The following is a 22,088-nucleotide window of genomic DNA, read 5'->3' as shown; positions in this document are numbered from 1 at the left end:
GTCGCCTTGATTTCCACCAAAACCTCGCCCGCCTTGGGGCCTTCAAGGTTCACATCCATAACTTCCAAAGGTTTGCCAGCCTGAACGGCAACGGCGGCACGCGTACGCATGGTGCTTATCTCCCTGTCTAATTTGACCCGACCCTGCGTCAAATACAGGGTGTTTTCAACTGCGCTTTCGTGACAGGTTGGCTAAATCTTTGATATTGCAGAAACGACATTGCCGAAAGAGGAACGCCAATGCGCCGATTTATTCCGATCCTGTGCCTTCTGAGCGCCTGTGCTGAGACCGCCCCAGTTGAAGACATCATTCCGACAGCCGACACCTCGCCGGTCGATCTGGCCTTTTGCAAAGGTGAGCCGTTTGCTGATGCAATCGGCCAGCCGGTTTCAGACATTCAGGCCCAACTGCCCGAGCGGTCTCGCGTGCTGGGTCCGGATGATATAGCGACACAGGATTATCGCATCGATCGGCTGAATGTTTATGTTAATGGTGCTGGCGTGATCCAGAGGCTCACCTGCGGCTGACCTCATTTCCCGCGATAGACCAAGATATCCGGCAGGTAGTCGATCAGGCGCACAACCCATGAAAAGGGTGCCGGGAAATCAGTGCGAAAGCGGCGGCGCGACATGGCGCGCAGGACGCGATCGGCTGCGTCCTCGGGCGTCATCAACATCGGCATCCTGAAGCTGTTTTTATCGGTTAGACGGGTCTTGATAAAGCCAGGATTGACGATGCGCACCGTCACACCAGAGCCCGCCAGATCGTGCCGCATTGTTTCGGCCAGTGAAATCAGCGCCGCCTTACTGGCTCCGTATGAGATTGCGTTGGGCAAGCCATGATATCCGGCCAGAGACCCGATCAGAGTGACATCTCCGCTGCCATCACGCACAAATTCAGGCACCGTTTCCCCCAGCACCCGTAAAGCCCCGGAATAGTTGACGTCACTGATGGCAAGTGAGGCCTCGGTATCCCAGTTCTCTGTGCGGATCGGCTCATAGACCCCAGCGTTATAAACCAGCGCATCTACTGCTCCGGCCTCGGCCACAGCCCGGCGCACAGTATTGAGGTCGGTCACATCCATCTGAATAGCGCGCGCGTTGGGCAGCGTGTTGCAAATCTCGGTCAGCCGCCCCACGTTACGGGCAGACAGGATTAGATGCGCGCCTTCGCGGCTCAACTTTTCGGCCAAGACGCGACCCAATCCTTCGCTGGCGCCGATGATCCAGTAGGTTTTTCCGTCGAAACTGCTCATATCCGGGCCATTTGAGTTCTGTTGGGAAGTGTACGACCCAGTGACAATGTTGGATCACGCAGCCCCTGTGTTACGGTGCAGCATGTAACCAGACATCACAACATAGTGCGGCAGCGAAAAACTTCTAATCTGACTGATCCAGTGCCCCATATCCTGCGTATCTCATTGTAAAATGCCGAATAACGAGGATAGAATGTTCGACGAAACCCGGGGTGTACGTAAGAAAATCGCAGTCATAGGCGCAGGCATTTCAGGTCTCTCCGCAGCTTATTACCTTTCTGAAAACCACGATATCACCGTGTTCGAGGCCGAGCCTCGACTGGGCGGCCATGCCCGTACGGTCTTGGCCGGCCGCAATGGCGATCAGCCCGTCGACACCGGGTTCATCGTCTTCAACTATGTCACCTACCCCTATCTGACCCGGTTGTTCGATGAACTGAACGTGCCGGTCACCAAAAGCGAAATGAGTTTCGGGGCCACCATCGATAACGGCCGAATCGAATACGGGCTGAACAACCTGCGCACTCTGACCGCGCAGAAACGCAATCTAGCCCGTCCAGCCTATTACAAAATGATCGCCGACATCCTGCGCTTTGGCAAAGAGGCCCCCGAAGCCGCGCAGGACGATGACACCACGATCGGAGAGTTGGTGGATCAGCTGCGCCTCGGCCATTGGTTCCGGCATAATTATCTGATGCCCATGTGCGGCGCGATCTGGTCAACGCCGGTTGAGTTCGTCGATCAGTTCCCTGCCCGCTCGCTGGTACAGTTCTTTCGCAACCACGCACTGCTGGCCTCGGGCCGGGCCAATCAGCACCAATGGTACACGGTGAAGGGCGGCAGCATCGAATATGTGCGCCGGATCGATGCCGCGTTGCGCGCACGTGGCTGTGACATTCGTCTGGCCTCGCCCGTTCAGCGGATCGAACGGCATGATCTGGGCGTTACCGTTCATGCAGGCGGCGAGGCCGATCTGTTTGACGAGATCATTCTGGCCACCCATTCCGATCAATCGCTCGCCATTCTTGGTGATGCGGCGACCGAAGATGAGAAAGCGGCGTTGGGTGCGATCAGATATCAACCAAACAAAGCCATCCTTCACTGCGATCCCCGTCAGATGCCTCGTCGGCGCGCCTGCTGGTCCAGTTGGACCTACAGGTCGCAAAAGGGCAATGTTGGGGTCACATATTGGATGAATCGGCTTCAAAACATCCCCGACAGCGACCCGCTGTTTGTGACGCTGAACGCCGCCTCAGATATTCCTGCGGACAAAATCTATGATGAAGTCGAATTCGCCCATCCGGTGTTCGACAAAGCCGCCCTGCGAGCTCAAGCACAAATCCGCGGGATGCAGGGACAGAACCGAACCTGGTTTGCCGGGGCGTATAACCGGCACGGTTTTCACGAAGACGGGATTGCCAGTGCGATGTATGTCGTTGAGCGCATCACCGGCATTCCACAGATTATCGGAGCTGACAATGGCGTTTCTGAGAATGATCAGGCCGTTCCTGCCTCGGCTTAACGCTGGCGCGGCGCTGGTATCGCTGATGCTGCTGATACCCGGAGGGCTGGCAGCCTCGCCCGTGTTTGGCGTTCTCAACAATGCCGAGTTGCGTGGCACGGCAACCTACCGCTATCTGGGTTTCCCGCTTTATGATGCGCAGCTGTTTACGCAAGGCGGTGCACCTTTGAACTGGAATCAGGATTTCGGACTGGAGCTGCGCTATCGCCGAAATGTGACCAAGAAGGCGCTAATCAACTCGACACTGGACGAGATGAAGCGGATCGGGCGCGCTGCCCCGATACGTGATCAGCTTGAGACCTGCTTTGCCCCTGTTTCAAAGGGTGATCGTTTTCTGGCGGTGTCGGACGGTCCGAACAAGGTCGAGTTCTGGCTGAATGGTCGCAAAACCTGCTCCATGTCCTATCCGGACATCAAACGCAGCTTTATGTCGATCTTTCTGGGCGAAAACACCCGCTCTGCAGCCTTTACGCAGGCGTTACGAGGGAACTGATGCTGTATCCGAGGGTCAGCCTCTACGCGCTGATGCTTGCTGCGGCGGGTATCCCGCTTTACATTCATCTGCCGCGTTTTGCCGCGGTCAATCTGGGTATCGGGCTGGGCGTGATCGGCACTGTCCTGCTGGTGATCCGGCTGATTGATCTGGTGCAGGACCCGCTGATCGGCTGGGCGATAGACCGCTGGCCCGATGGGCAGATGCTGTTTGCCGCCGCCGCCGCGCTCGGCTTGGCGATCGGGTTTCCCTTGTTGTTCGGCCTGCCTGAAGGGGCCAGTATTTCCGCATTAGTGTCTATTCTGGTCCTGTTATTCTCAGCCTACAGCCTAGGAACCATCCTGCTTTATGGACGCAGCGCAACGCTTGCGAAGCAGGCCACCTCAAAAGAGCTGATGCGACTGGCCGCCTTCCGCGAAGGCGGGCAACTGACTGGCGTCGTCATCGCCGCCGCCGCGCCCGCCTTATTCGTTGCGCTTGGTGCTGGGGCGCAAGGGTACCCGGCCTTCGGGCTATTCCTTGGAGTTCTGGCCGTGGTGACTCTGGCGGTGACTTTGCCGATGTGGCGGCGAAGGCCGATCACCGGGCAGGCGCTGTCATTTGCCGGGCTGGGACAAGCGGGGGCGCTGCGGTTGCTGGCTCTGGCGCTGGTCAACAGCCTGCCAGTGGCGATCACCTCGACCCTGTTTCTGTTCTTTGTCGAGGACCGACTTCAACTGCCGGGCAAGGCCGGGCCACTGCTGATCCTGTTCTTCCTCAGCGCGGGACTTAGCGTGCCGTTCTGGGCAAAGCTAAGCAACCGAATTGGCCCGAAACAAACTCTGATAATCGCGATGCCGCTGGCCATTCTCGGCTTTGTCGGCGCCGCCCTTTTGGCCCCAGGAAATCTGACTGGATTCGCAATCATCTGCCTTGCATCCGGCGCCGCTTTGGGTGCGGACATGGTTGTCCTACCCGCCATGTTCTCGGTCGTTCTGACACGGGCCGGGCTGAACGCCTCTGCCGCCTTCGGCATTTGGTCCTTTGCAGGCAAGCTGGGCCTAGCTCTGGCTGCCTTTTTCACCCTGCCACTGCTGGAACGCAGCGGCTTTACACCCGGACAGGCCAATTCGGCTGAGGCATTGAATACACTCACCCTCGCCTATGCTGTGCTGCCCTGCATTTTGAAACTCGGAGCGTTTGGCTTGGTCCTGACACTCCCGACAGAGGTCTCTGCCGAATGAAAACGCTCCTGTTCTGTCTGCTCGCCATATTTGCGGTGTTCGCTGTGAAGAATCGCTTCCTCAGTTTCCGCTCGCAATCACCGTCCGACTACAGCGGGACCGGGCCTGAGTTTTCGCTGAAGAAGAACCTGAATGGAGAGATCCTGTCCGAAGGGCTGATCTATGGCCCGAATGGCAAGATGTCGAACAGCTTTGTCGCGCGCATGGTCGGCGAATGGGACGGCAATACCGGGACGCTGTCCGAGTATTTCACCTATTCCAACGGCAAGCAAGTGACCCGCAAATGGTATCTGACCTTGGGCACGGGCAACACGTTTACCGCGACAGCGGATGATATCGTGGGCGAGGGCAAAGGCGTGATCTCGGGCGCAACCGTAAAACTGACCTATCGCATCATCCTGCCCGAAGATGCGGGCGGACATACACTGGATGTAACCGACTGGATGTATCTGACGGAAAACGGGGTGATCATGAACCGGTCCGAGATGCGTAAGTTCGGGATCAAGGTTGCCGAGCTGGTCGCCACGATGCGCCCCGCGCCCAAGGTGAAGTCGGCCCATCTGCATGGCGCAAACGGTCACGATGCAGACTCTGAGCTGAGGGTTTTACAATGATCGCTCGCCGAACCCTTGTCGCGGTCGTCGCGATCGCGGGGCTGGCGATGCTCACCGCATGCTCGGCCAAACCACGTATACCAAAAACGTTTCTGTCAGATCGCCAGTTGAACCTTGAAGAGTTCTTCGAAGGTAAGACCGTCGCTTATGGTCAGTTTCAGGATGTGCTGGGTAATGTCCCGCGTCGCTTTCAGGTCGACATTGACGGCACATGGGACGGAGAGACTCTGACGCTAGTTGAAGATTTCGTCTATGACGACGGTGCGACCGAGCAACGGATCTGGACCCTCACCAAGACCGGCGAAGACACCTGGACGGGCACCGCTCCCGGTGTGCTGGGCACAGCCAGCGGAGTCGAAAGGGGCGATACGTTTAACTGGAAGTACAAAATCGACCTGCCCGTCAAAGATGGCACCATGCGAGTCAATTTCGATGACTGGATGTGGCTGTTATCCGATGATCGGCTGCTGAACCGAGCCTATGTTTCGCGTTTTGGTGTAAGGCTGGGTGAGGTCATTTTGTACTTCGAGAAGAAGTAGTCACCCCGCCAGCGCAGCCAGCGGGGCGAAAGAGTATCAGACGGTTCCGCCCAGACTACCTTCAAGCTCGACCATCTCCTGACCACCGGCCATCAGGTCCTGCAGCTCTTCCGGGGTGATTTGACCTCGCTGCGCCGTACCCAGCGTCTGGCCGCGATTGAGAACCGTGAACCGGTCACCCACCGCCAGCGCATGGCGGACGTTATGGGTGATAAAGACCACCGCGATCCCCTGCTTACGCACCTTGTCGATGGTTGCCAACACATTGGCTGTTTGGCGCACACCAAGGGCCGAGGTCGGTTCGTCCAGAATCAGCACCTTGGCCCCGAAATGTACCGCCCGTGCGATGGCAACAGTCTGGCGTTCACCACCCGATAGCGTGCCAACCGCCTGATCGGGTCCGCGCAGGTTGATACCCATCTTCTTCATTTCTTCCATCGTGACATTGTTTGCATAGTCATGGTCGAAGAAATTGATCGGTCCAACTTTCTTCACCGGCTCATTGCCCATGAAGAAATTGCGCGAGACCGACATCAGAGGGATCATGGCAAGATGCTGGTGCACCGTCGCAATCCCGGCCTCAATCGCATCGCGCGGGTCGGTGAAGTGCATGGGTTTGCCTTCAAACAGGATCTCTCCATGCGTGGGTTGGTGAACACCCGACATGGTTTTGATGAAGGTCGACTTACCCGCGCCGTTGTCACCGAGAAGACAGTGGCATTCACCGGGGAACACATCGACCGAGACCCCCGCCAGCGCAATTACGCTGCCGAAATGCTTTTCGATATTCTTCATCTGGATGATGGGTGCATGTTCGGGATTCATATCAACGCTCCCCCGTGATGATGCGGCGGATATAGGTGTTGAGGATCACAGCCCCCAGCAGGATCACGCCCAGGAACACGCGGAATAGCGAGCTTTCGACGCCGGCAAAGAACAGACCCTGTTGCACCACGCCGAAGATCAACGCACCCAGCGCCGCACCCAATACCGAGCCGTAACCGCCGGTCAGAAGCGCGCCGCCGATGACCACGGCGATGATCGCCTCAAACTCTTTCAGCAGGCCCCGGTCGGCACCGGCCGATCCGAACTCCATCACCTGACAGACAGCGAAGACCGTGGCGCAGAAGGCGGTGAACATGAACATCAGGATCTTGACCCGGTTCACAGGCACACCCGAGTTACGAGCGGCCTCGGCATCGCCGCCCGACGCGAAGATCCAGTTCCCGAACCGGGTCTTGGTCAGCAGCACATGGCCAAAGATGATCAATGCGATGGCCCAAACAATCAGCATTGGCACGCCGTCCACCACCGGCTGACCCTGTCGCGTGCCACGTTCGAACACCGCTATGATCCCAGCGTCGCCCAGCCACTGGAACAGGCCCTGCAGGATTTTGCCACCGAAGATCGGAGCCAGCCAGTCGCCCTCGGCTGCGTCTTTGACGCCGCCAATGATGGTTTTGCGCTCGATTACCTGCGGCAGGAAGATGGTGAAACCGCGCAAGATGAACAGGAAAGCCAACGTCACGATAAAGCTGGGCAAACCGGTCCGGATCACGATCCAGCCGTTAAGCGCTCCGATCGCGACGGCCATGGCGAAGGTGACAAGGATGGCCATCCAGACCGGCCAGCTGAGCGTGACCGAGAAGATGGCGATCATCATACCGGAGAAGCCGATCATCGAGCCGACGGACAGGTCAAACTCACCAGCGATCATCAGAAGGCACGCGCCCACGGCGATGATCATGAACTGTGCTGAGACAACCGACCAGTTCATCATGCCTTGTGCGTTGAACATGCCGCTGTCGAAAGCGAACAGCAGGAAGAAGGTGAATACGGCAACGGTGCCGACCATCCCGCCAAGCTCGGGCCGGATCAAGGCCTTGCGCAGCGGAGAGATCTCTTTGATCCGTTCGTCGGTTAAAGTGGTGTTTTGAGCAGACTCGCCCATGAGAGCGCTCCTCCGATAAAAACAGTGATTTTGAGTCAGAAAGCTGTCGGCGGGCGCCCTGCGTCAGGACGTCCGCGCTTCAAGAATTAGCGGTACTCGCCAGCGAATTCTTCGATCTTGGTCAGGCCATCAGCGGTTACGAAACCGGGACCCGAGTTGATGTTGTTGCCAGGCAGAACGCCGTAACGGTGGTAATTTGTCATGACAACAACCGGCAGATAGGCCTGCAGGAAGGGTTGCTGATCAATGCCCCACTGGATCACGCCGGATTTGATGCCTTTGACGATCTCACCACCCAGATCGAAGGTGCCGAAATAGATGTCACCGGCCATGCCGTTTTCTTCCAGAGCCAGAATCGTCGGATCAGCCGAGGTCGGACCCAGTGTCAGAACCGCATCCGTATCCGGGTTTGCCGACAGATAGGCCAGCACACGGTTTTTGATCTCAGCAGGGTCCTGACCAGCGTCGATCATCTGATCCCCCAGTTCGATCCCCAGACCATCCGCAAAGCCCTGGCAACGTTCCTGGCTGGAGGGCTGAACGATATAGTGGTTCACGCACAGGAATGATCCGATGCCATCGCCCTTGGCCCGCTGGCCTGCTGCGAATCCGGCATCATATTCAGGCTGACCCACATACATCAGAGCACCAACTTCACGAGCCTGATCCGGAGTACCGGTGTTCATGATGATCACGTCAACACCTGCATCCACGGCTGATTTGATCGGGCCGCTCAGCACATCATAGTCCGCCAGCGTGGTGATGATCCCGTTTGGACCCGAAGCCGCCGCCTGATCGATGATCCGCGCCATGTCAGCCAGATCGCCAGTGGGCGGGTTGCGGTATTCAACCTCAACACCCATTTGTTCGCCCGCCAGCGCGATGCCGTTCTTGATGGTGTTCCACCAGCTGTCGCTGTCCGGTGCGTGGCTGACCAGAATGTATTTCTCACCTTCCGCCGCAGCGCTTGTGGCTGCGATCAGCGGCGTCGCAGCAACCACGGCCGCCAGCGCCAGCTTCTTCGTCAGTGAAGTCATGATGTCCTCCCAAAACTCATATTATCGCGGATTGAGGCTGTCCTTCGCACCTCTCCGAGTCGTGTTAGAACATATCTGCTTAAATTTTGCAACCGGTTGCAAACAGCATCTGAAGTGTTTCATACTGTATCTGCCAGAGAATACAGGTAAAAGGACTGCCACTAAACGCAGGAAGGTCGGACGGGTCATGGCTGTCACATTGAAAGAGGTTGCAGAACGCGCGGGCGTATCACGCTCGGCTGTGTCGCGCACTTTCACCGATGGGGCCTCGGTTTCCGACAAGATGCGCCGCAAGGTCGAGAAGGCCGCGCGAGAGCTGGGATACAGCCCAAATGCGCTGGCCTCATCGCTGACAACGGGACGGACCAAGTTGATCGGGCTGGTGTCGAATAACTTCCACAACCCGATCTTTCTTGAAGTTTTCGACCTCTTTACCCGCGGTTTGCAGGACCGCGGCTTACGCCCGCTGCTGGTGAACCTGACCGACGAAGTTGAACCCGAGAATTCGGTACGAATGCTGCGCCAATACTCAGTCGATGGCGTTGTTGTTGCGTCGTCGACATTGCCGCCGGGCTTTGCCAAAGCGTTTCGCGATGCGGGCGTGCCAGTGGTGCACAGCTTTGGCCGATCCTCCTCTTCGCCACAGGTTCATGTGGTCGGGATCGACAACGTGGAATGCGGACGCATGGCGGCCCGCCAGCTGGTCGCGCGTGGTTATAAAACAGTGGCCTTTCTCGGCGGGCCTGAGGCGGCGACCTCGACCCAGGATCGCCATGCGGGATTCATGTCGGAAATGGCGTTGCACCCGCAGATCGACGTGACCTGTTCGTTTGCCGAGGCCTACTCGTTCGATGCAGGCCGCAAGGAAATGCTGTGCCTGTTGAAATCAAAACGGGCCGAGGCCTATTTCTGCGGCGACGACGTTTTGTCCATCGGGGCCCTGTCGGCGATTTTAGACAGTGGCCTGAAGGTACCCGAAGATATCGGTGTCATCGGCCTGAACGATATGGAGATGGCGCGATGGGAGAATATCGATCTCACCACCATCCATCAGCCGATCCGGCAAATCGTCAGTTCTTCGATCGAGCTGATGGTGGCAACGCTGAACGAACCCGACCGGTATCCCGAGGCACGGATATTCCCATGCTCGGTGGTGGAACGGGGCACATTGCGCCCCGTATCTGAGAGTTAACGGAACATCGGCGGTCGCGCGTCCATCCAAGCACTGCCCTGCTTTGCGGACTCGACCGCTGTATGCACCGCCGCCATCGATCGCACACCGTCTGCCGCATTGGGCAGCCCGTCGCGGGTTTCCCCGGCAATGGCGTCCGCCAGATCGCAATAGATGTTCGCTACCGCCAGCGGGAACCCTTCGGGATGCGCAATCGCCACACGGCTGAGGCGTTGCGCATCTTCGTGCAGCCCACCCTCGCCTTTTTCGATGATCTGCAAGCGCCCACCAACGGGTGTATAGATCAGCTGGTTCGGTTGCTCGGACGCCCAGCGCAGGCCGCCGGTTTCTCCGAAAACCTGAATATCGAACCCGTGCTGGCGACCGATGGCCACCGAAGACGTCCATAGCCGGCCAACGGCGCCTTTGGCCGTGCGGAAGTTGACCATGGCATCATCTTCAAGCTCACGGCTGCCAATGGTTGAGGCAAAATCTGCGGACAGGGTCTCAACCTCGTCATCCGCAATGAACCCGGCCATGTGCATCGCGTGAATCCCGCAATCAGCGAACTGGCCGGAAACACCCGCCATCGCCGGGTCATAGCGCCAGCGGACGCGAGGATTGTCGGCGTCTGTCGCGTCTCCGTGATGGCCGTGACTGAAGTTGGTGACGACCAGACGGACCTTGCCGATCTCACCTGCACGCACCATAGCGCGGGCCTGCCGCACCATGGGATAAGCGGAATAGCAGTAGTTGACCGCGCAAATCTTGCCGGATTTCTCAGCGACATTGACGATCTCTTCACCCTCTTCCACCGTCATGGTCATGGGCTTTTCGCACAGCACATTGAACCCGGCCTCAAGGAACGCTTTGGTGATCTCGAAATGCGTCGCATTCGGCGTGGCCACCGTGACCAGATCAATCCGGTCGTCGCGGCCGCGTTCACCTTGCAGCATCTCGGTCCAGTCGCCATAGGCCCGGTCCGCCGCGATGCCCAGCTTTTGCGCGTATTCGCGACCAACATCGGGCCGGTGATCCAACGCCCCGGCAGTGAATTGGAAATGCCCATCTGCCAGCGCTCCCAATCGGTGCGCTGGTCCGATCTGGCTGCCTTCGCCGCCGCCGATCATGCCCCATTTCAGCTTGGTCATGGTCTCGACCTCCTTAACTGAAACCAATGGATTCGAGATATTCGCGGTTCTTCCGCGCGTCGCCTACAGGGTCGGGATCAAGAGTCGGATCGCAATCCTGCTCAACCGTGCACCAGCCGGTAAAGCCTGCATCCAACAGCACTTGGCGAACCGTAGGAAAGTCCACGTCGCCTTCACCCAGATTGCAGAAGATCCCCTGCCCGCAGGCATCATAGAAGCCCGTCCGGTTGGCGATCACATCTGCCTTCACGTTCGGCGAGATATCCTTGAAGTGCATGTATGAGATCCGGTCAACGTAGCGCTGCATGAAGCCGACAGGATCGAACCCGGCATAAGAGTGATGGCCGGTGTCGAAACAGATTTTCAGAAGGTTTTCATCAACCTCATTCAGCAGGCGTTCCAGCTCGGGCTCAAAATCCATGAAGCCCGCAGCATGGGCGTGCATTCCGACGGTCAGCCCGTATTCCTCAGACCCGATCCGCGCGCTTTCAGCAAGGCGATCCCGAAACGCTGCCCACTCGGACTTGTCCATCTGCTCAGCCTCATCGGCGCGACCAGCGGTTGGTGCGCGACGGGGAGAGATCGCGTCAATCAGCACCAAATGCTGCGCCCCATGCGCCTTCAAAGCGCGGGCGGTGCGATGGGTGGCATCGAGCACATCCTCCCAGGCGTCGGGGTCATGGTAATTACGGAACACCACGCCGCCGATCAGTTCCAGATCATGCTCAGCCAGCGCATCGGCCAGTACTGCAGGGTCTTCGGGCATGAAGCCCACCGGGCCCAATTCGATGCCTTTATACCCGGCCTCGGCACACTCGCTGAGAACAGTTTTCCAATGCGGGTTGCGCGGATCCTGCGCAAATTCCACGCCCCAGGAACAGGGCGCATTGCCAATTCTGATGCTCATCTTGTCTTGTCTCCGATGCTCAGAAATCTTCGATATTTTTCCAGCTTTCATCCGCTGACGATGCCAATGCCGCAGCGACGACCCGGTTGACCTCATGCCCGTCGTGGAAGGTTGGCCAGACCGGTTTACCTGTCTCGATCGCGCGCAGGAAATCTCGCGCCTCGATGATGATCTGATCCTGATAGCCCGTGCCATGACCCGGCCCCTGACAGAACGGCTCATAATCCGGATGAGCGGGGCCGGTCAGAATCTTGCAAAATCCACGCTCAGCCTCGGGGCCATCCATGCGATAAAGCCACAATGCGTTCTGATCCTCCTGATCAAAACGTATCGCACCTTTGGTGCCGCTGACCTCATATGCGTAACCCATCTTACGCCCGGTCGCGATACGGCTGAAATACATCGATCCCATCGCGCCGTTCGAAAAGCGCACCATCATCTGAGCGTGGTCGTCGTTATCAACCTCACCACCCGGGCGGCTTTTGTGCACGGTTTCGACCTCTGCCATCACGCGCTTAATAGGCCCAATCAGCGCCAACGCCGCGTTGATCATATGAGGCGCCAGATCGCCAATCGTTCCGTTCGACATTCCCGTCGTGCGCCATGTCGCCGAGGCCTGCGGGTCGGCATAGAAATCTTCGGTATGCTCGCCCCTAAACCATGTTACGTCACCAATCTCTCCATCGGCGATCAACTGGCGGGCATATTGGCTGGCGGGGGTGCGAATATAGTTGAAACCAACCATGTTGGCCATGCCCGAGACCTCGGCCGCTGCTGACATCGCGGCGCCATCTTCCATCGACGCGCCCAATGGTTTTTCACACAGCACCGACTTGCCTAACGCAAAGGCCGCCAGAGCAATTTCGCGATGCGTTTCCTGAGGGGTGGCAATCACGATGGCCTCGACCTTCGGGTCATTCACAAGCACACGCCAGTCATCCGTCGCGCGTGCGAACCCATAGGCCTGACGATACCGTTCAGCGCTTTCTGGCGAGGATGCACACACCATCTCCAGCCGTGGACGCAAGGCCGTGTTGAACACCGCCCCGACCGAGGACATGGCGACCGCATGGGCCTTACCCATATATCCGCCGCCCAGAATGCCAATGCCGATTTCTGCCATTCCGACGCCCTCCCTCGCTTTTTCTTGAAAACCATTTGCAACCGGTTGCAAAACTTGTATCGTGAGAATAGGACTCTCGCAAGCTGCATTCGGCACTGCATCTCAATTTTCCTAAAGGAGCCCGCAGACATGTCCGCGCAACACGACACTGTTTACCTGACAACGGCGCAGGCGATCATTCGCTGGCTGTCGAACCAGTTCATCGAGATCGATGGTCAGGAATATCGCCTATGTGGCGGGGGTTTCGGGATTTTCGGCCATGGCAATGTGACCTGTCTGGGCGAGGCGCTGAATACGGTGCGGGATGAGCTGCCGCTCTATCGTGGACAGAACGAACAGAGCATGGGATTCGCCGCCGCCGGATATGCCAAACAGTGGCTGCGTCAGCGATTCATGTTCTGCACCGCCAGCGCAGGACCCGGCACTGCGAATCTGCTGACCGCCGCCGGACTGGCCCATGCCAACCGTCTGCCGATGCTAATGCTGTGTGGAGATACCTTCATCACGCGCCTACCTGACCCGGTTCTTCAACAGATGGAGAACTACTACGACCCGACTTTCGGCGTGAATGACGCTTTCAAGCCGGTCAGCCGCTATTGGGATCGCATCACACATCCGGCGCAGGTCATTCAATCTCTGCCCGCCGCCATTGCGACGATGCTGGACCCGGGCGATTGCGGGCCTGCGTTCCTCGGGTTACCGCAAGACGTGCAAGGGTGGACCTATGATTACCCGGTGAAGTTCTTCGAGAAAAAAGTGCATCGCATTCGCCGGCAAGCGCCTGATGCGGATGAAATTGCAGACGCGGCAAGTGCTCTGGCTGGGGCGAAACGCCCGATGATCATTGCAGGTGGTGGCGTTCAGTATTCCAAAGCTGTGGCCGAGCTGACCGATTTTGCCGTGAAACATCAGATTCCAGTGGTCGAAACCATCGCGGGCCGTGCCAATATGCTGGCAACCCATCCGCTGAACATTGGCCCGATCGGTGTCACCGGTTCGGACAGCGCCAACGCAATTGCGGAACAGGCGGATGTGATCGTTGCCATCGGAACCCGGCTACAGGATTTCACAACTGGATCTTGGACGGCCTTTGCGAAGGACGCTCAGTTCATCTCAATCAATGCCGCACGACATGATGCGGGCAAACATATGTCTTTGCCGATTGTTGGAGATGCCAAGTTGTCGATTCAAGCTCTAACGCAAGCAGTTGACTATGCGGCCTCATCCGATTGGGTCTCGCTCGCGCAGGAGGAACGGCGCAAGTGGGACGCCTATGTGGCCGAGAATGTGTCTTACGGGAACCGTCAGAACTCTTACGCGCAAGCCATCGGTGTAGTGAACGAATTGTGTGACACGCGCGACCGCGTGGTCGCCGCCGCCGGGGGCCTGCCGGCAGAAGTCACCGCCAACTGGCGTACATTGGATATCGGCACGGTCGATGTGGAATTCGGCTTTTCCTGCATGGGCTATGAGATCGCAGGCGCCTGGGGCGCGCGCATTGCCCAATCCGAGCGGGAGCCGGAGAAGGACACCATCACCTTCTGCGGTGACGGCTCTTATCTGATGCTGAATTCGGACATCTATTCTTCGGTTCTAAGCCGTAAGAAGATGATCGTTCTGGTGCTCGACAATGGCGGCTTTGCGGTCATCAACAAGCTGCAGAACAATACCGGCAATGAAAGCTTCAACAACCTACTGGAAGATTGCCCGACGATCCCCGAAGCCTTCGGCGTCGATTTCGTGGCCCACGCGGCCTCGATGGGGGCAACCAGCGAAAAGGTTGCGAACCCGGCAGAACTATCTGAGGCCTTCAAGCGCGCCAAGGCCAGCGACAAAACCTATGTGATCGTGATGGATGTGGACGCCTATGAAGGCTGGACCACTGAAGGCCACGCATGGTGGGAAGTTGGTACACCCCATACCTCGTCGGATGAGAGAGTTCGCGATGCGCATGTCGAGTGGGAATCCACCCGCGAAAAACAACGCAAGGGCATCTGATGAAACGGTTCACGGCAGAAACATCTAATCCTGAGGTCATCGTCGATGAGCTGCTGAATGGTGGCGGAGCTGTTACCATCTCGGGCCTGTTCACGCCCGAGGAAGTCGCCGAAGCCCGCGCGATCATCATGGAACATTCGGAAGCTGCGGCTGAGAAGGTGACCCACTTTCAGGGGGCAGCCGAAGAAGATGGCAAGCTGAACCTACAACGAAGGGTTTGGAATCTGTTGGCCAAGGGTGACGTATTTTCCCGCATGGCCGCACATCCGGTTCTGATGGATATCCTCCGCAAATTTCTGGGAACAGAGTTCATCATGGGCTCGATCGCTGCCAATCGCATCCTGCCGGGCGGGCCGGGGCAGGAGCCGCATGTCGACTATCCCTATTGGGACTTTCACAGCCCCGAAACGCATCCCGTCGGTCTGAATGGTTCATTTCCAATGAATGCACAGGTCTCGGTTTTGCTGGACCCGTTCACCAAAGAAAGCGGCGCGACGGGCTATGTGCCGGGATCGCAGAAAGAGCTGCGGTATCCCACGCCCGAAGACAAGTTCTATGACAAATGCGAGCAGATGACCGGTGAGCCTGGCGATGTTGCTCTGTTCTATGGCGTGACGTGGCATTGCGCGATGCCGAACAAAGCGGATCACGACCGCAGCGCGATTCTGATCCAATACCTGCCCAAATGGGTCAAACCGATGGAAGATATGCCCGCTGCGCTACCGCAGGATTTCCTCGATCAGGCAAGTCCCGATATGCGGCAGTTGCTGGGTCTGCACTATCCCTACCCCGAGGTGCTTGATGCCGCCCGGGCAGGCAATACTGAGGGACGCACGTGACTCTGATCGAAGGGATAAAAGGCAATCGCTTTGCCGTGTTTGGCCGAGCCGGGATGGACATGTTCGCAGATCCGGTCGGGACCAAAAGCGAAGATGCTAAGGTCTTTCGCGCCGATCTGGGCGGTTCGAGCGCCAACATTTGTGCGGGACTGGTTAAACTGGGATCGCAAGCGGCGCTGGTCACATCAGTCTCGGATGACGCAGTGGGGCGGTTCTGCGTGAACCGTCTGCAGGACTATGGCGTAGAAACGCGATATGTCCGCGCTGTGGGTGGCGAGGCGCGCACCTCTCTGGCTGTTTACGAAAGCTGCATCGAGGATTTCCAGAACGTCATCTATCGCAACGGTGCCGCCGATTTCCAAGTGACCGAGGCGGATATGGATGAGGTGGACTACAGCGCCTTCTCAGCCCTGATCACGGCGGGCACGGTGTTTGCGGCGGAGCCTTCACGCTCGGCCACGTTCCGCGCGTTTGAAAACGCGCGCACCGCAGGTCTGCCAGTGATCTTCGACATCGATTACCGGCCTTATAGCTGGCCGTCGCCGGAAGTGGCCTCGGAGGTTCTGACCCGCGCAGGTAGCGAAAGCGATCTGATCGTCGGAAATGACGAAGAGTTCGGCTTTATGGCGGGCGGCATCGAAAAGAGCCTCGACAAAGCCCGCGAGCTGGCCGCCAATGGAAAAACGGTGATCTACAAGATGGGTCACGAAGGGGCCATCACGCTGACCGATGGGCAGGAGATTCGTACCGGTATCTATCCGGTCACCGCGGTGAAACCCAACGGCGCAGGCGACAGTTTTCTGGCCGGCCTGCTGGCCTCAATCGCGGCGGGGCATGACCTGCGCGAAGCTGTGCTGCGCGGTTCGGCCTGTGCCTCGATCGTGGTCTCGCAGCCCGGCTGCGCCGGGGCCATGCCCACCACGCCCCAGCTTGACGATTTTCTGGCCCAGCACCCGGGCCCCACGGATACCTGAAAGGAGACGCAGATGCATATCGCGCCCCATGACAACCAGAACAAACCCATCGTTGATGCCGACCATGATCTGGTGCCGCTGAACTATTTCAACATCGTCAAACTGAAAAAGGGCGAGGTGTTCGAATATGCCGTACCGGGCTATGAGACCTGCATCGTGCCCGCCACCGGCACCGTGGATGTCGATGTGGATGGGGCAGTGTTTACCAATCTGGGCAACCGCACCATCGACGTCTGGGATGGTGAACCCGAAGGCGTCTATGTTCCCGTCGGCGCAAAGGTGCGTATCACCTGCGTGACGAATGAAACCGAAACTTTCATCGCGGGCGCAAAATTCGACCGTGTGCTTGAACCTTTTGACGTCCGCGTGCCCGAGCTGGATCTGGTACAATACGGCTCGGACGACACCAAAACCCACCGCAAGATCAAACATATCCTTGGGGCAAACCATCACGACAAGGTGGGCCGCCTGCTGGTGTCCGAGCTTTACACCGTCGGTCAGGGCGGCTGGTCCGGATTTCCCAGCCACAAGCACGACACCGACCGCAAAGGCGACGATGGCGATATGATCGAGACTCGCCATGACGAGACGTATAACTTCCGCTTCCGTCCGAACTATGGCTCGGGTGTTCAGATGCTGCAGCGCGAGGATAACAAGCCGGGTGATGCTTATCACATCATGGATGGCTCAACGATCCTACTGGACAAGGGCTATCACCCCTGCGCGGTTCTGCCGGGGTACGAGATGTATTATTTCACCATCCTCGGCGGGCTTAGCCAGCGCTCGCTAAAGCAGTATTTCCAGCCGACCCATGCGGATCAGTTGCACACGATCCCGGGTATCATGGACATGGTGGCCAAGTTCAAATGAGCCTCGTGACATTATCGGACGTGCTGCAACCCGCGCTGCGTGACGGATATGCCGTGGCCGGTTTGGTAACGCTGGGTTGGGAGGATATGCGTGCCTATGTAGCCGCGGCCGAAGCCGAAGGCGTGCCCATCATCCTGCAAGCCGGACCATCCTGCCGCGAACACACGCCGCTGCCAGTTCTGGGCAAAATGTTCCGCCATCTGGCCGAAGGAGCCAGCGTTCCTGTCGTGGCCCATCTGGACCATGGCTACACTCATGAGGAGTGCCGCGTCGCCATCGACAGCGGCTTCACCTCTGTCATGTTCGATGGCTCGCGCAAGCCTTTGGAACAGAATATCGCTGAAACCGCTGCGATTGCCGAGATCGCCCATACCGCTGGTGTCTCCTGCGAGGGGGAAATCGGTTTTGTCGGCTATTCGGGTGGTGAAGGTTCGGACGGGACCACTCCGGAGGAAGCCGCGCAATTCGCCCGAGAGACCGGCGTGGATGCAATGGCGATCTCGGTTGGAAATGTCCATCTGCAGCAAAACAAGGAAGGCGGTCTGGACGAAGCCCGTATCCGCGCGATAGAAGCCGTGACCGAGATACCTCTGGTGATCCATGGCGGCTCGGGCGTGCCGGTTGCGCAACGTGCTGCACTGGCACGTGGATCGAAAATCTGCAAATTCAACATCGGAACCGAATTGCGGATGGCCTTTGGGAATGCCCTGCGCGCTGCCGTAAACGCCGACCCGGACAGGTTCGACCGAGTTCTTATTCTTAAAGACACACATGAGCCGGTTGTCGAGGCGACCCGCCGGGTTCTGCAAGCGTTCAAAGGGGCATGACATGCTGAATATCGGGCTATTGGGGTGCGGACGCATCGGGCAAGTCCATGCACGCTCAATCGGGCAGATCGACGGAGCTCGGGTCAGCGCTGTGGCAGACGCATTTGCGGAGCCGGCCCGGATGCTGGCCGACAAATCCGGCGCACAGGTTCTGCCGGCAGAAGACCTGATCGAAAGCGCTGATGTCGATGCGGTGATCATCGGAACCCCAACCGACACGCATTACGAACTGATCCATCAGGCCGCGCGTGCAGGCAAGGCGATCTTCTGTGAGAAGCCTGTGGAAATGTCCGCCGACCGTATCCGCGACTGCATCAAGGTGGTCGAGACCGCAGGCGTTCCCTTCATGACCGCCTTCAACCGCCGCTTTGACCCAAATTTCGCCAATATTCAGTCCCGAATCGCTGCTGGTGAGATTGGTGACGTCGAAATCGTGACCATTCTGTCCCGCGACCCCTCGCCGCCGCCGATCAGCTATATCGAAAGCTCGGGCGGGTTGTTCCGCGACATGATGATCCACGACCTGGACATGGCGCGCTTCCTGCTGGGCGAGGAACCCGTCAGCGTCTATGCGGTCGGCTCTTCTCTGGTCGACCCCGAGATCGGCAAGGCCGGAGACGTCGACACTGCCGCCGTCACCCTGACCACCGCCAGCGGCAAGATCTGCCAGATATCCAACTCGCGCCGCGCCAGCTATGGCTATGACCAGCGGATCGAGGTGCATGGCGAAAAAGGCATGTTGCGGGCTGAAAACATGTTAGAAAACACGGTCGAGAGCGCCACTCCGGCAGGCTTCCGAAAAGCGCCCGCGCAGCATTTCTTTCTTGAGCGCTATGAGGCTGCGTATCGCCACGAGATGGCTCATTTCATCGCCGCAGTAGGCGGAGCTGAAACGCTATCACCCGGAATCATTGACGGCTTGCGTGCTCAGATACTGGCCGACGCAGCAGACGCATCTTTGAAACAGGGAACAGTAGTGAGCCTCACCTGAGACACCAACCATGCCGTCAGGTTTAAAGGTACGGCGCGCCAAAACTCGTACCCCCTCAAGAAATCGTCAGACATCTTCTCGACGCGCCGCAGTTGCTTGGTATCTGCATGAGATGTCCGGAATGTGTCTGACAGATTAAATTTCTTGAAGACGCGAAGTGTATTTGATTGTTGGTGCGCATTGCATATGGAGCAACGCTATCGTACCAAACTGGGTGCATGAGGTACCTGTCACACTCTCAGCATGTTCAATGGAAGACCGTTGAGCGGAACCTCTGCAAGAGCGGTGACAACAGGCTTACGACCCTGCATCGTACGATCATGAAACTCTATATGCAGGCCACCATCAGGACTGATGCAAAATTCGAGAGCGTGACTTGACTTTGAAACCTATATCCGGGCTTTGGGTTGGCGGACCTCTTACGTATCTCGAGAAGCTGTGTCTGAAATCATTCCTCACTGCTGGACATGAGTTTCACCTTTATACTTACGGGCCGGTTTCAGGTGTGCCGGACGGCGTAGAGATCAAAGATGCCAAGGCGATCCTGCGGCTCGAAAGCGATCCTGCCGACTATACCTATAACCAAATTGAGGTTCTTGCGGATCGATTTAAATATCAGCTACTGTTGCAGGCTGCGACGATCTGGGCGGATCTGGATATGTATTGCCTCAAGCCCTGGGATTTTCCATCGGGGCTGATTTGCGCCTGGCAGAAGAGTGAGAGGGTCGTCGGCGCTGCAGTTTTAGGTTCAGACAAAGAGAGCACCCTAATCTCTGAACTTAATCGATTTGCGCAACAAGAGGCTCCCACTCCTCCTTGGATGAATGAGCACGACATCCAGGATATCAGAGAACGGCGCGTGAGCGGGCAAAAGGTCGATGCCGCCGATCTGAAACGCGGTTCGCTCGGCGTTCATGCATTGAGTTACTTCGTCAAGAAACTGAGCCTTACACAAGAAGTGATGGCGAGGAACAGCTTTTACCCGGTCGAATTCAGCGACCGCGGTCTTCTCACCCAACCCGAAGACACCCTGACCGATTTGCTTGGCGAAGAAGTTTATGGCGTACACCTTTGGGGCAGACGGCTTAGGCGTAGTATTTCTTCAGGTGAGATGCGAATCCCGCCAGCGACGTCTTTCGTCGGAAAACAGCTTGAAAACCACCAGATCAGCGTAGATGAGGCGACGACCGATAACGCGACCGATGCGGGATTGATCAAGCAGAATACTGATGTAAGCGCGCTTGATATCATCGAGCTAAAGCGCTCGATGGCGGAGCTGGAGAAGAAGGCCGCTCGGAAATTCCCAAAGCTTGCGCCGCCCGAGCAGATACCGAAAGCTGATCCGGAGATTCTTGTGATCTCATCGATGAAGAACGAAGGTCCATTCATCCTGGAATGGATCGCCTATCATCTGTCCGTCGGCGTGACTAAATTCCTGATCTACACGAACGACTGTAGTGACGGAACAGATCAAATTCTTGATCGCTTGCAAGCGCTTGGCATCGTTGTTCACCTGCCGAATCCCTATAAGAAGGACAAAGGGCAAAAACCGCAGCGCGGTGCCTTGAATGATGCCGTTCTGCAACCCTGTTACGCCCAGGCGGACTGGACGGTCTGCATAGATGTTGATGAGTTCATCAATATTCATACCGGCGATGGCACGATCCCGGAACTGATCGAAGCTTCGGGTTATCCAAATGTTATTTCAATGACGTGGCGGTTCTTTGGCAACCAGAACGTCCCGAAGTATATGGATGAATTCATAACCGAGCAGTTTACAAGATGCGCCCCGGAGTATCTGCCAAAGCCCCGATTGGGTTGGGGGTTCAAAACGTTGATCTCGAAAGGGGCGCCCTATCAGAAACTGGGTGTTCATCGTCCTTTGCAGATCGAGCCGAACAGCGTCGAAAAAGTCCGGTGGACCAACGGCTCTGGCCGTGTCATGCCCGAGATGCTGCTGACTGGTAACGGTTGGAGATCAACCAAGCGGTCGATCGGCTATGACCTCGTGACGCTGAATCACTATGTCCTTCGCTCTGCTGAGAGCTTTCTCGTGAAACGTGAACGCGGCAGGATCAATCATGTAGATCAAGACCAAGGACTCGAATATTGGCGCGCCCGAAACTACGTCACGGATTTTGATGATCGAATTATTTCCCGGTTACCGAAAGCAAAAGAGACTTGGCGTCAGTTGATGGAAGACTCTGAGCTGGCTGCGCTTCACGATGCCGCAACCGCGTGGCACGCAAACAGGATAGCGGACTTGCTTCAACAACCGGACTATCAAACCTTGTTCGATGCTATTGCTTCAGACAACTCAGGCGCACCCGAATCTGAGATGGGCTAAGTCACTAAATGTACCGAGTTACCAACAGAGACACTTGCTCCCCAACCAATACCACGATGCGGGAGTAGTCGAATTCTCTACTCTTTATCATCAACAACGTAGGGAAGAGATAGAATTGGAGCGAAGCTCACTGCAATCGCGACCACTTTGGGAATCCGAATACAACGAACGGTTCAATGAAACACTGCGACGGGAGTTCTTGAATACCCTGTGGTTTGCAACGACGCAACAAGCTCAGATCGTCATCAATCGCTGG

At 57.4% G+C, this 22,088-nt stretch carries 21 protein-coding genes and 2 pseudogenes; 15 read left to right on the top strand and 8 right to left on the bottom strand.

Going from position 1 to position 22,088, the window contains the following annotated elements; translation table 11 throughout:
• A pseudogene (locus ACR0NF_RS10620) lies at positions 1-110 on the bottom strand (S-(hydroxymethyl)glutathione dehydrogenase); the annotation flags it as partial.
• Between the two features lie 129 nt (positions 111-239).
• Here ACR0NF_RS10620 and ACR0NF_RS10615 point away from each other — a divergent pair.
• The gene (locus ACR0NF_RS10615; protein WP_480471509.1) at positions 240-527 is read left to right on the top strand and encodes an I78 family peptidase inhibitor; all 288 of its coding nucleotides are present in this window, start codon (positions 240-242) and stop codon (positions 525-527) included.
• A gap of 2 nt (positions 528-529) precedes the next feature.
• On the opposite strand, the gene ACR0NF_RS10610 is transcribed toward ACR0NF_RS10615, so the two are convergent.
• Entirely contained in the window at positions 530-1,255 is a 726-nt protein-coding gene (locus ACR0NF_RS10610; protein WP_480667803.1) for an SDR family NAD(P)-dependent oxidoreductase, read from the bottom strand.
• Positions 1,256-1,448: 193 nt separating this feature from the next.
• Between ACR0NF_RS10610 and ACR0NF_RS10605 the strand changes: the two genes are divergently transcribed.
• From ACR0NF_RS10605 to ACR0NF_RS10585, 5 genes are read left to right on the top strand one after another with little or no spacing between them, the layout of a single operon-like run.
• Positions 1,449-2,777, top strand: a complete 1,329-nt coding sequence (locus ACR0NF_RS10605) for an NAD(P)/FAD-dependent oxidoreductase (protein ID WP_480659983.1) — start codon at positions 1,449-1,451, stop codon at positions 2,775-2,777.
• Positions 2,734-3,270 carry a chalcone isomerase family protein gene (locus ACR0NF_RS10600; protein WP_480659984.1) on the top strand — a complete coding sequence of 179 codons (537 nt, stop codon included), beginning with the start codon at positions 2,734-2,736 and terminating at the stop codon, positions 3,268-3,270. Before ACR0NF_RS10605 ends, ACR0NF_RS10600 begins: the two co-directional genes overlap by 44 nt.
• Positions 3,270-4,493: an MFS transporter gene (locus ACR0NF_RS10595; protein WP_480778214.1), complete on the top strand. Its 1,224-nt coding sequence runs from the start codon at positions 3,270-3,272 to the stop codon at positions 4,491-4,493. The genes ACR0NF_RS10600 and ACR0NF_RS10595 overlap by 1 nt, the downstream gene beginning before the upstream one ends.
• Positions 4,490-5,107, top strand: a complete 618-nt coding sequence (locus ACR0NF_RS10590) for a DUF3833 domain-containing protein (protein WP_480778213.1) — start codon at positions 4,490-4,492, stop codon at positions 5,105-5,107. The genes ACR0NF_RS10595 and ACR0NF_RS10590 overlap by 4 nt, the downstream gene beginning before the upstream one ends.
• A complete protein-coding gene (locus ACR0NF_RS10585) occupies positions 5,104-5,646 on the top strand; it encodes a DUF3833 domain-containing protein (RefSeq protein WP_480471503.1) in 543 nt (180 codons plus the stop codon). Before ACR0NF_RS10590 ends, ACR0NF_RS10585 begins: the two co-directional genes overlap by 4 nt.
• Before the next feature lie 36 nt (positions 5,647-5,682).
• Here the strand turns inward: ACR0NF_RS10585 and ACR0NF_RS10580 are convergent, their stop codons facing one another.
• From ACR0NF_RS10580 to ACR0NF_RS10570, 3 genes are all read right to left on the bottom strand, one after another.
• Positions 5,683-6,471: an ATP-binding cassette domain-containing protein gene (locus tag ACR0NF_RS10580; protein WP_480471502.1), complete on the bottom strand. Its 789-nt coding sequence runs from the start codon at positions 6,469-6,471 to the stop codon at positions 5,683-5,685.
• 1 nt (position 6,472) lies between these two features.
• Positions 6,473-7,597, bottom strand: coding sequence for an ABC transporter permease (locus ACR0NF_RS10575; protein ID WP_480471501.1), 1,125 nt, complete (start codon positions 7,595-7,597; stop codon positions 6,473-6,475).
• Between the two features lie 86 nt (positions 7,598-7,683).
• Positions 7,684-8,634, bottom strand: coding sequence for a sugar ABC transporter substrate-binding protein (locus tag ACR0NF_RS10570; protein ID WP_480471500.1), 951 nt, complete (start codon positions 8,632-8,634; stop codon positions 7,684-7,686).
• A gap of 187 nt (positions 8,635-8,821) precedes the next feature.
• Between ACR0NF_RS10570 and ACR0NF_RS10565 the strand changes: the two genes are divergently transcribed.
• Positions 8,822-9,826, top strand: a complete 1,005-nt coding sequence (locus ACR0NF_RS10565; protein ID WP_480471499.1) for a LacI family DNA-binding transcriptional regulator — start codon at positions 8,822-8,824, stop codon at positions 9,824-9,826.
• On the opposite strand, the gene ACR0NF_RS10560 is transcribed toward ACR0NF_RS10565, so the two are convergent.
• The 3 genes from ACR0NF_RS10560 to ACR0NF_RS10550 are packed head-to-tail and all read right to left on the bottom strand — an operon-like array spanning position 9,823 to position 12,986.
• The gene (locus tag ACR0NF_RS10560) at positions 9,823-10,956 is read right to left on the bottom strand and encodes a Gfo/Idh/MocA family protein (RefSeq protein ID WP_480667800.1); all 1,134 of its coding nucleotides are present in this window, start codon (positions 10,954-10,956) and stop codon (positions 9,823-9,825) included. The two genes, ACR0NF_RS10565 and ACR0NF_RS10560, sit on opposite strands and share 4 nt — an antisense overlap.
• A 13-nt stretch (positions 10,957-10,969) precedes the next feature.
• A complete protein-coding gene (locus ACR0NF_RS10555; RefSeq protein WP_480667799.1) occupies positions 10,970-11,863 on the bottom strand; it encodes a TIM barrel protein in 894 nt (297 codons plus the stop codon).
• Between the two features lie 19 nt (positions 11,864-11,882).
• Complete coding sequence (locus ACR0NF_RS10550; protein WP_480667798.1) at positions 11,883-12,986, bottom strand: Gfo/Idh/MocA family protein; 1,104 nt, start codon at positions 12,984-12,986, stop codon at positions 11,883-11,885.
• Positions 12,987-13,115: 129 nt separating this feature from the next.
• On the opposite strand from ACR0NF_RS10550, the gene iolD reads away from it, so the two are divergent.
• The 8 genes and pseudogenes from iolD to ACR0NF_RS10510 form a co-directional block, all read left to right on the top strand.
• On the top strand, positions 13,116-14,984 hold the full coding sequence (iolD, locus tag ACR0NF_RS10545; protein WP_480471495.1) for a 3D-(3,5/4)-trihydroxycyclohexane-1,2-dione acylhydrolase (decyclizing): 1,869 nt from the start codon (positions 13,116-13,118) through the stop codon (positions 14,982-14,984).
• On the top strand, positions 14,984-15,823 hold the full coding sequence (locus ACR0NF_RS10540) for a phytanoyl-CoA dioxygenase family protein (protein ID WP_480471494.1): 840 nt from the start codon (positions 14,984-14,986) through the stop codon (positions 15,821-15,823). The genes iolD and ACR0NF_RS10540 overlap by 1 nt, the downstream gene beginning before the upstream one ends.
• Positions 15,820-16,797, top strand: coding sequence for a 5-dehydro-2-deoxygluconokinase (iolC, locus tag ACR0NF_RS10535; protein ID WP_480667796.1), 978 nt, complete (start codon positions 15,820-15,822; stop codon positions 16,795-16,797). Before ACR0NF_RS10540 ends, iolC begins: the two co-directional genes overlap by 4 nt.
• A 12-nt stretch (positions 16,798-16,809) precedes the next feature.
• Positions 16,810-17,667: a 5-deoxy-glucuronate isomerase gene (locus ACR0NF_RS10530; RefSeq protein ID WP_480778212.1), complete on the top strand. Its 858-nt coding sequence runs from the start codon at positions 16,810-16,812 to the stop codon at positions 17,665-17,667.
• On the top strand, positions 17,664-18,494 hold the full coding sequence (locus ACR0NF_RS10525) for a class II fructose-bisphosphate aldolase (RefSeq protein WP_480667795.1): 831 nt from the start codon (positions 17,664-17,666) through the stop codon (positions 18,492-18,494). The genes ACR0NF_RS10530 and ACR0NF_RS10525 overlap by 4 nt, the downstream gene beginning before the upstream one ends.
• Before the next feature lies 1 nt (position 18,495).
• Complete coding sequence (gene iolG, locus ACR0NF_RS10520; protein ID WP_480667794.1) at positions 18,496-19,485, top strand: inositol 2-dehydrogenase; 990 nt, start codon at positions 18,496-18,498, stop codon at positions 19,483-19,485.
• A gap of 376 nt (positions 19,486-19,861) precedes the next feature.
• Positions 19,862-21,832 carry a glycosyltransferase family 2 protein gene (locus ACR0NF_RS10515; protein ID WP_480778211.1) on the top strand — a complete coding sequence of 657 codons (1,971 nt, stop codon included), beginning with the start codon at positions 19,862-19,864 and terminating at the stop codon, positions 21,830-21,832.
• Positions 21,783-22,070, top strand: a pseudogene (locus ACR0NF_RS10510) (integrase core domain-containing protein); the annotation flags it as partial. The gene ACR0NF_RS10515 and the pseudogene ACR0NF_RS10510, both read left to right, overlap by 50 nt.
• Positions 22,071-22,088 lie beyond the last annotated feature (18 nt).

Source organism: Ruegeria sp. CF4, assembly GCF_056537345.1.
This window is presented reverse-complemented; position numbering and strand designations above follow the sequence as displayed.

Excerpts from the sequence above, each read along its gene's own strand:
- ACR0NF_RS10585 (WP_480471503.1), top strand. The coding sequence starts at position 5,104 with ATGATCGCTCGCCGAACCCTTGTCGCGGTCGTCGCGATCGCGGGGCTG.
- ACR0NF_RS10600 (WP_480659984.1), top strand. The coding sequence starts at position 2,734 with ATGGCGTTTCTGAGAATGATCAGGCCGTTCCTGCCTCGGCTTAACGCT.
- iolG (WP_480667794.1), top strand. The coding sequence starts at position 18,496 with ATGCTGAATATCGGGCTATTGGGGTGCGGACGCATCGGGCAAGTCCAT.
- ACR0NF_RS10590 (WP_480778213.1), top strand. The coding sequence starts at position 4,490 with ATGAAAACGCTCCTGTTCTGTCTGCTCGCCATATTTGCGGTGTTCGCT.
- ACR0NF_RS10575 (WP_480471501.1), bottom strand. The coding sequence starts at position 7,597 with ATGGGCGAGTCTGCTCAAAACACCACTTTAACCGACGAACGGATCAAA.
- ACR0NF_RS10560 (WP_480667800.1), bottom strand. The coding sequence starts at position 10,956 with ATGACCAAGCTGAAATGGGGCATGATCGGCGGCGGCGAAGGCAGCCAG.
- ACR0NF_RS10615 (WP_480471509.1), top strand. The coding sequence starts at position 240 with ATGCGCCGATTTATTCCGATCCTGTGCCTTCTGAGCGCCTGTGCTGAG.
- ACR0NF_RS10610 (WP_480667803.1), bottom strand. The coding sequence starts at position 1,255 with ATGAGCAGTTTCGACGGAAAAACCTACTGGATCATCGGCGCCAGCGAA.
- ACR0NF_RS10570 (WP_480471500.1), bottom strand. The coding sequence starts at position 8,634 with ATGACTTCACTGACGAAGAAGCTGGCGCTGGCGGCCGTGGTTGCTGCG.
- ACR0NF_RS10525 (WP_480667795.1), top strand. The coding sequence starts at position 17,664 with ATGAGCCTCGTGACATTATCGGACGTGCTGCAACCCGCGCTGCGTGAC.
- ACR0NF_RS10555 (WP_480667799.1), bottom strand. The coding sequence starts at position 11,863 with ATGAGCATCAGAATTGGCAATGCGCCCTGTTCCTGGGGCGTGGAATTT.
- ACR0NF_RS10550 (WP_480667798.1), bottom strand. The coding sequence starts at position 12,986 with ATGGCAGAAATCGGCATTGGCATTCTGGGCGGCGGATATATGGGTAAG.
- ACR0NF_RS10595 (WP_480778214.1), top strand. The coding sequence starts at position 3,270 with ATGCTGTATCCGAGGGTCAGCCTCTACGCGCTGATGCTTGCTGCGGCG.
- ACR0NF_RS10540 (WP_480471494.1), top strand. The coding sequence starts at position 14,984 with ATGAAACGGTTCACGGCAGAAACATCTAATCCTGAGGTCATCGTCGAT.
- ACR0NF_RS10605 (WP_480659983.1), top strand. The coding sequence starts at position 1,449 with ATGTTCGACGAAACCCGGGGTGTACGTAAGAAAATCGCAGTCATAGGC.
- ACR0NF_RS10565 (WP_480471499.1), top strand. The coding sequence starts at position 8,822 with ATGGCTGTCACATTGAAAGAGGTTGCAGAACGCGCGGGCGTATCACGC.
- ACR0NF_RS10580 (WP_480471502.1), bottom strand. The coding sequence starts at position 6,471 with ATGAATCCCGAACATGCACCCATCATCCAGATGAAGAATATCGAAAAG.
- ACR0NF_RS10530 (WP_480778212.1), top strand. The coding sequence starts at position 16,810 with ATGCATATCGCGCCCCATGACAACCAGAACAAACCCATCGTTGATGCC.
- iolD (WP_480471495.1), top strand. The coding sequence starts at position 13,116 with ATGTCCGCGCAACACGACACTGTTTACCTGACAACGGCGCAGGCGATC.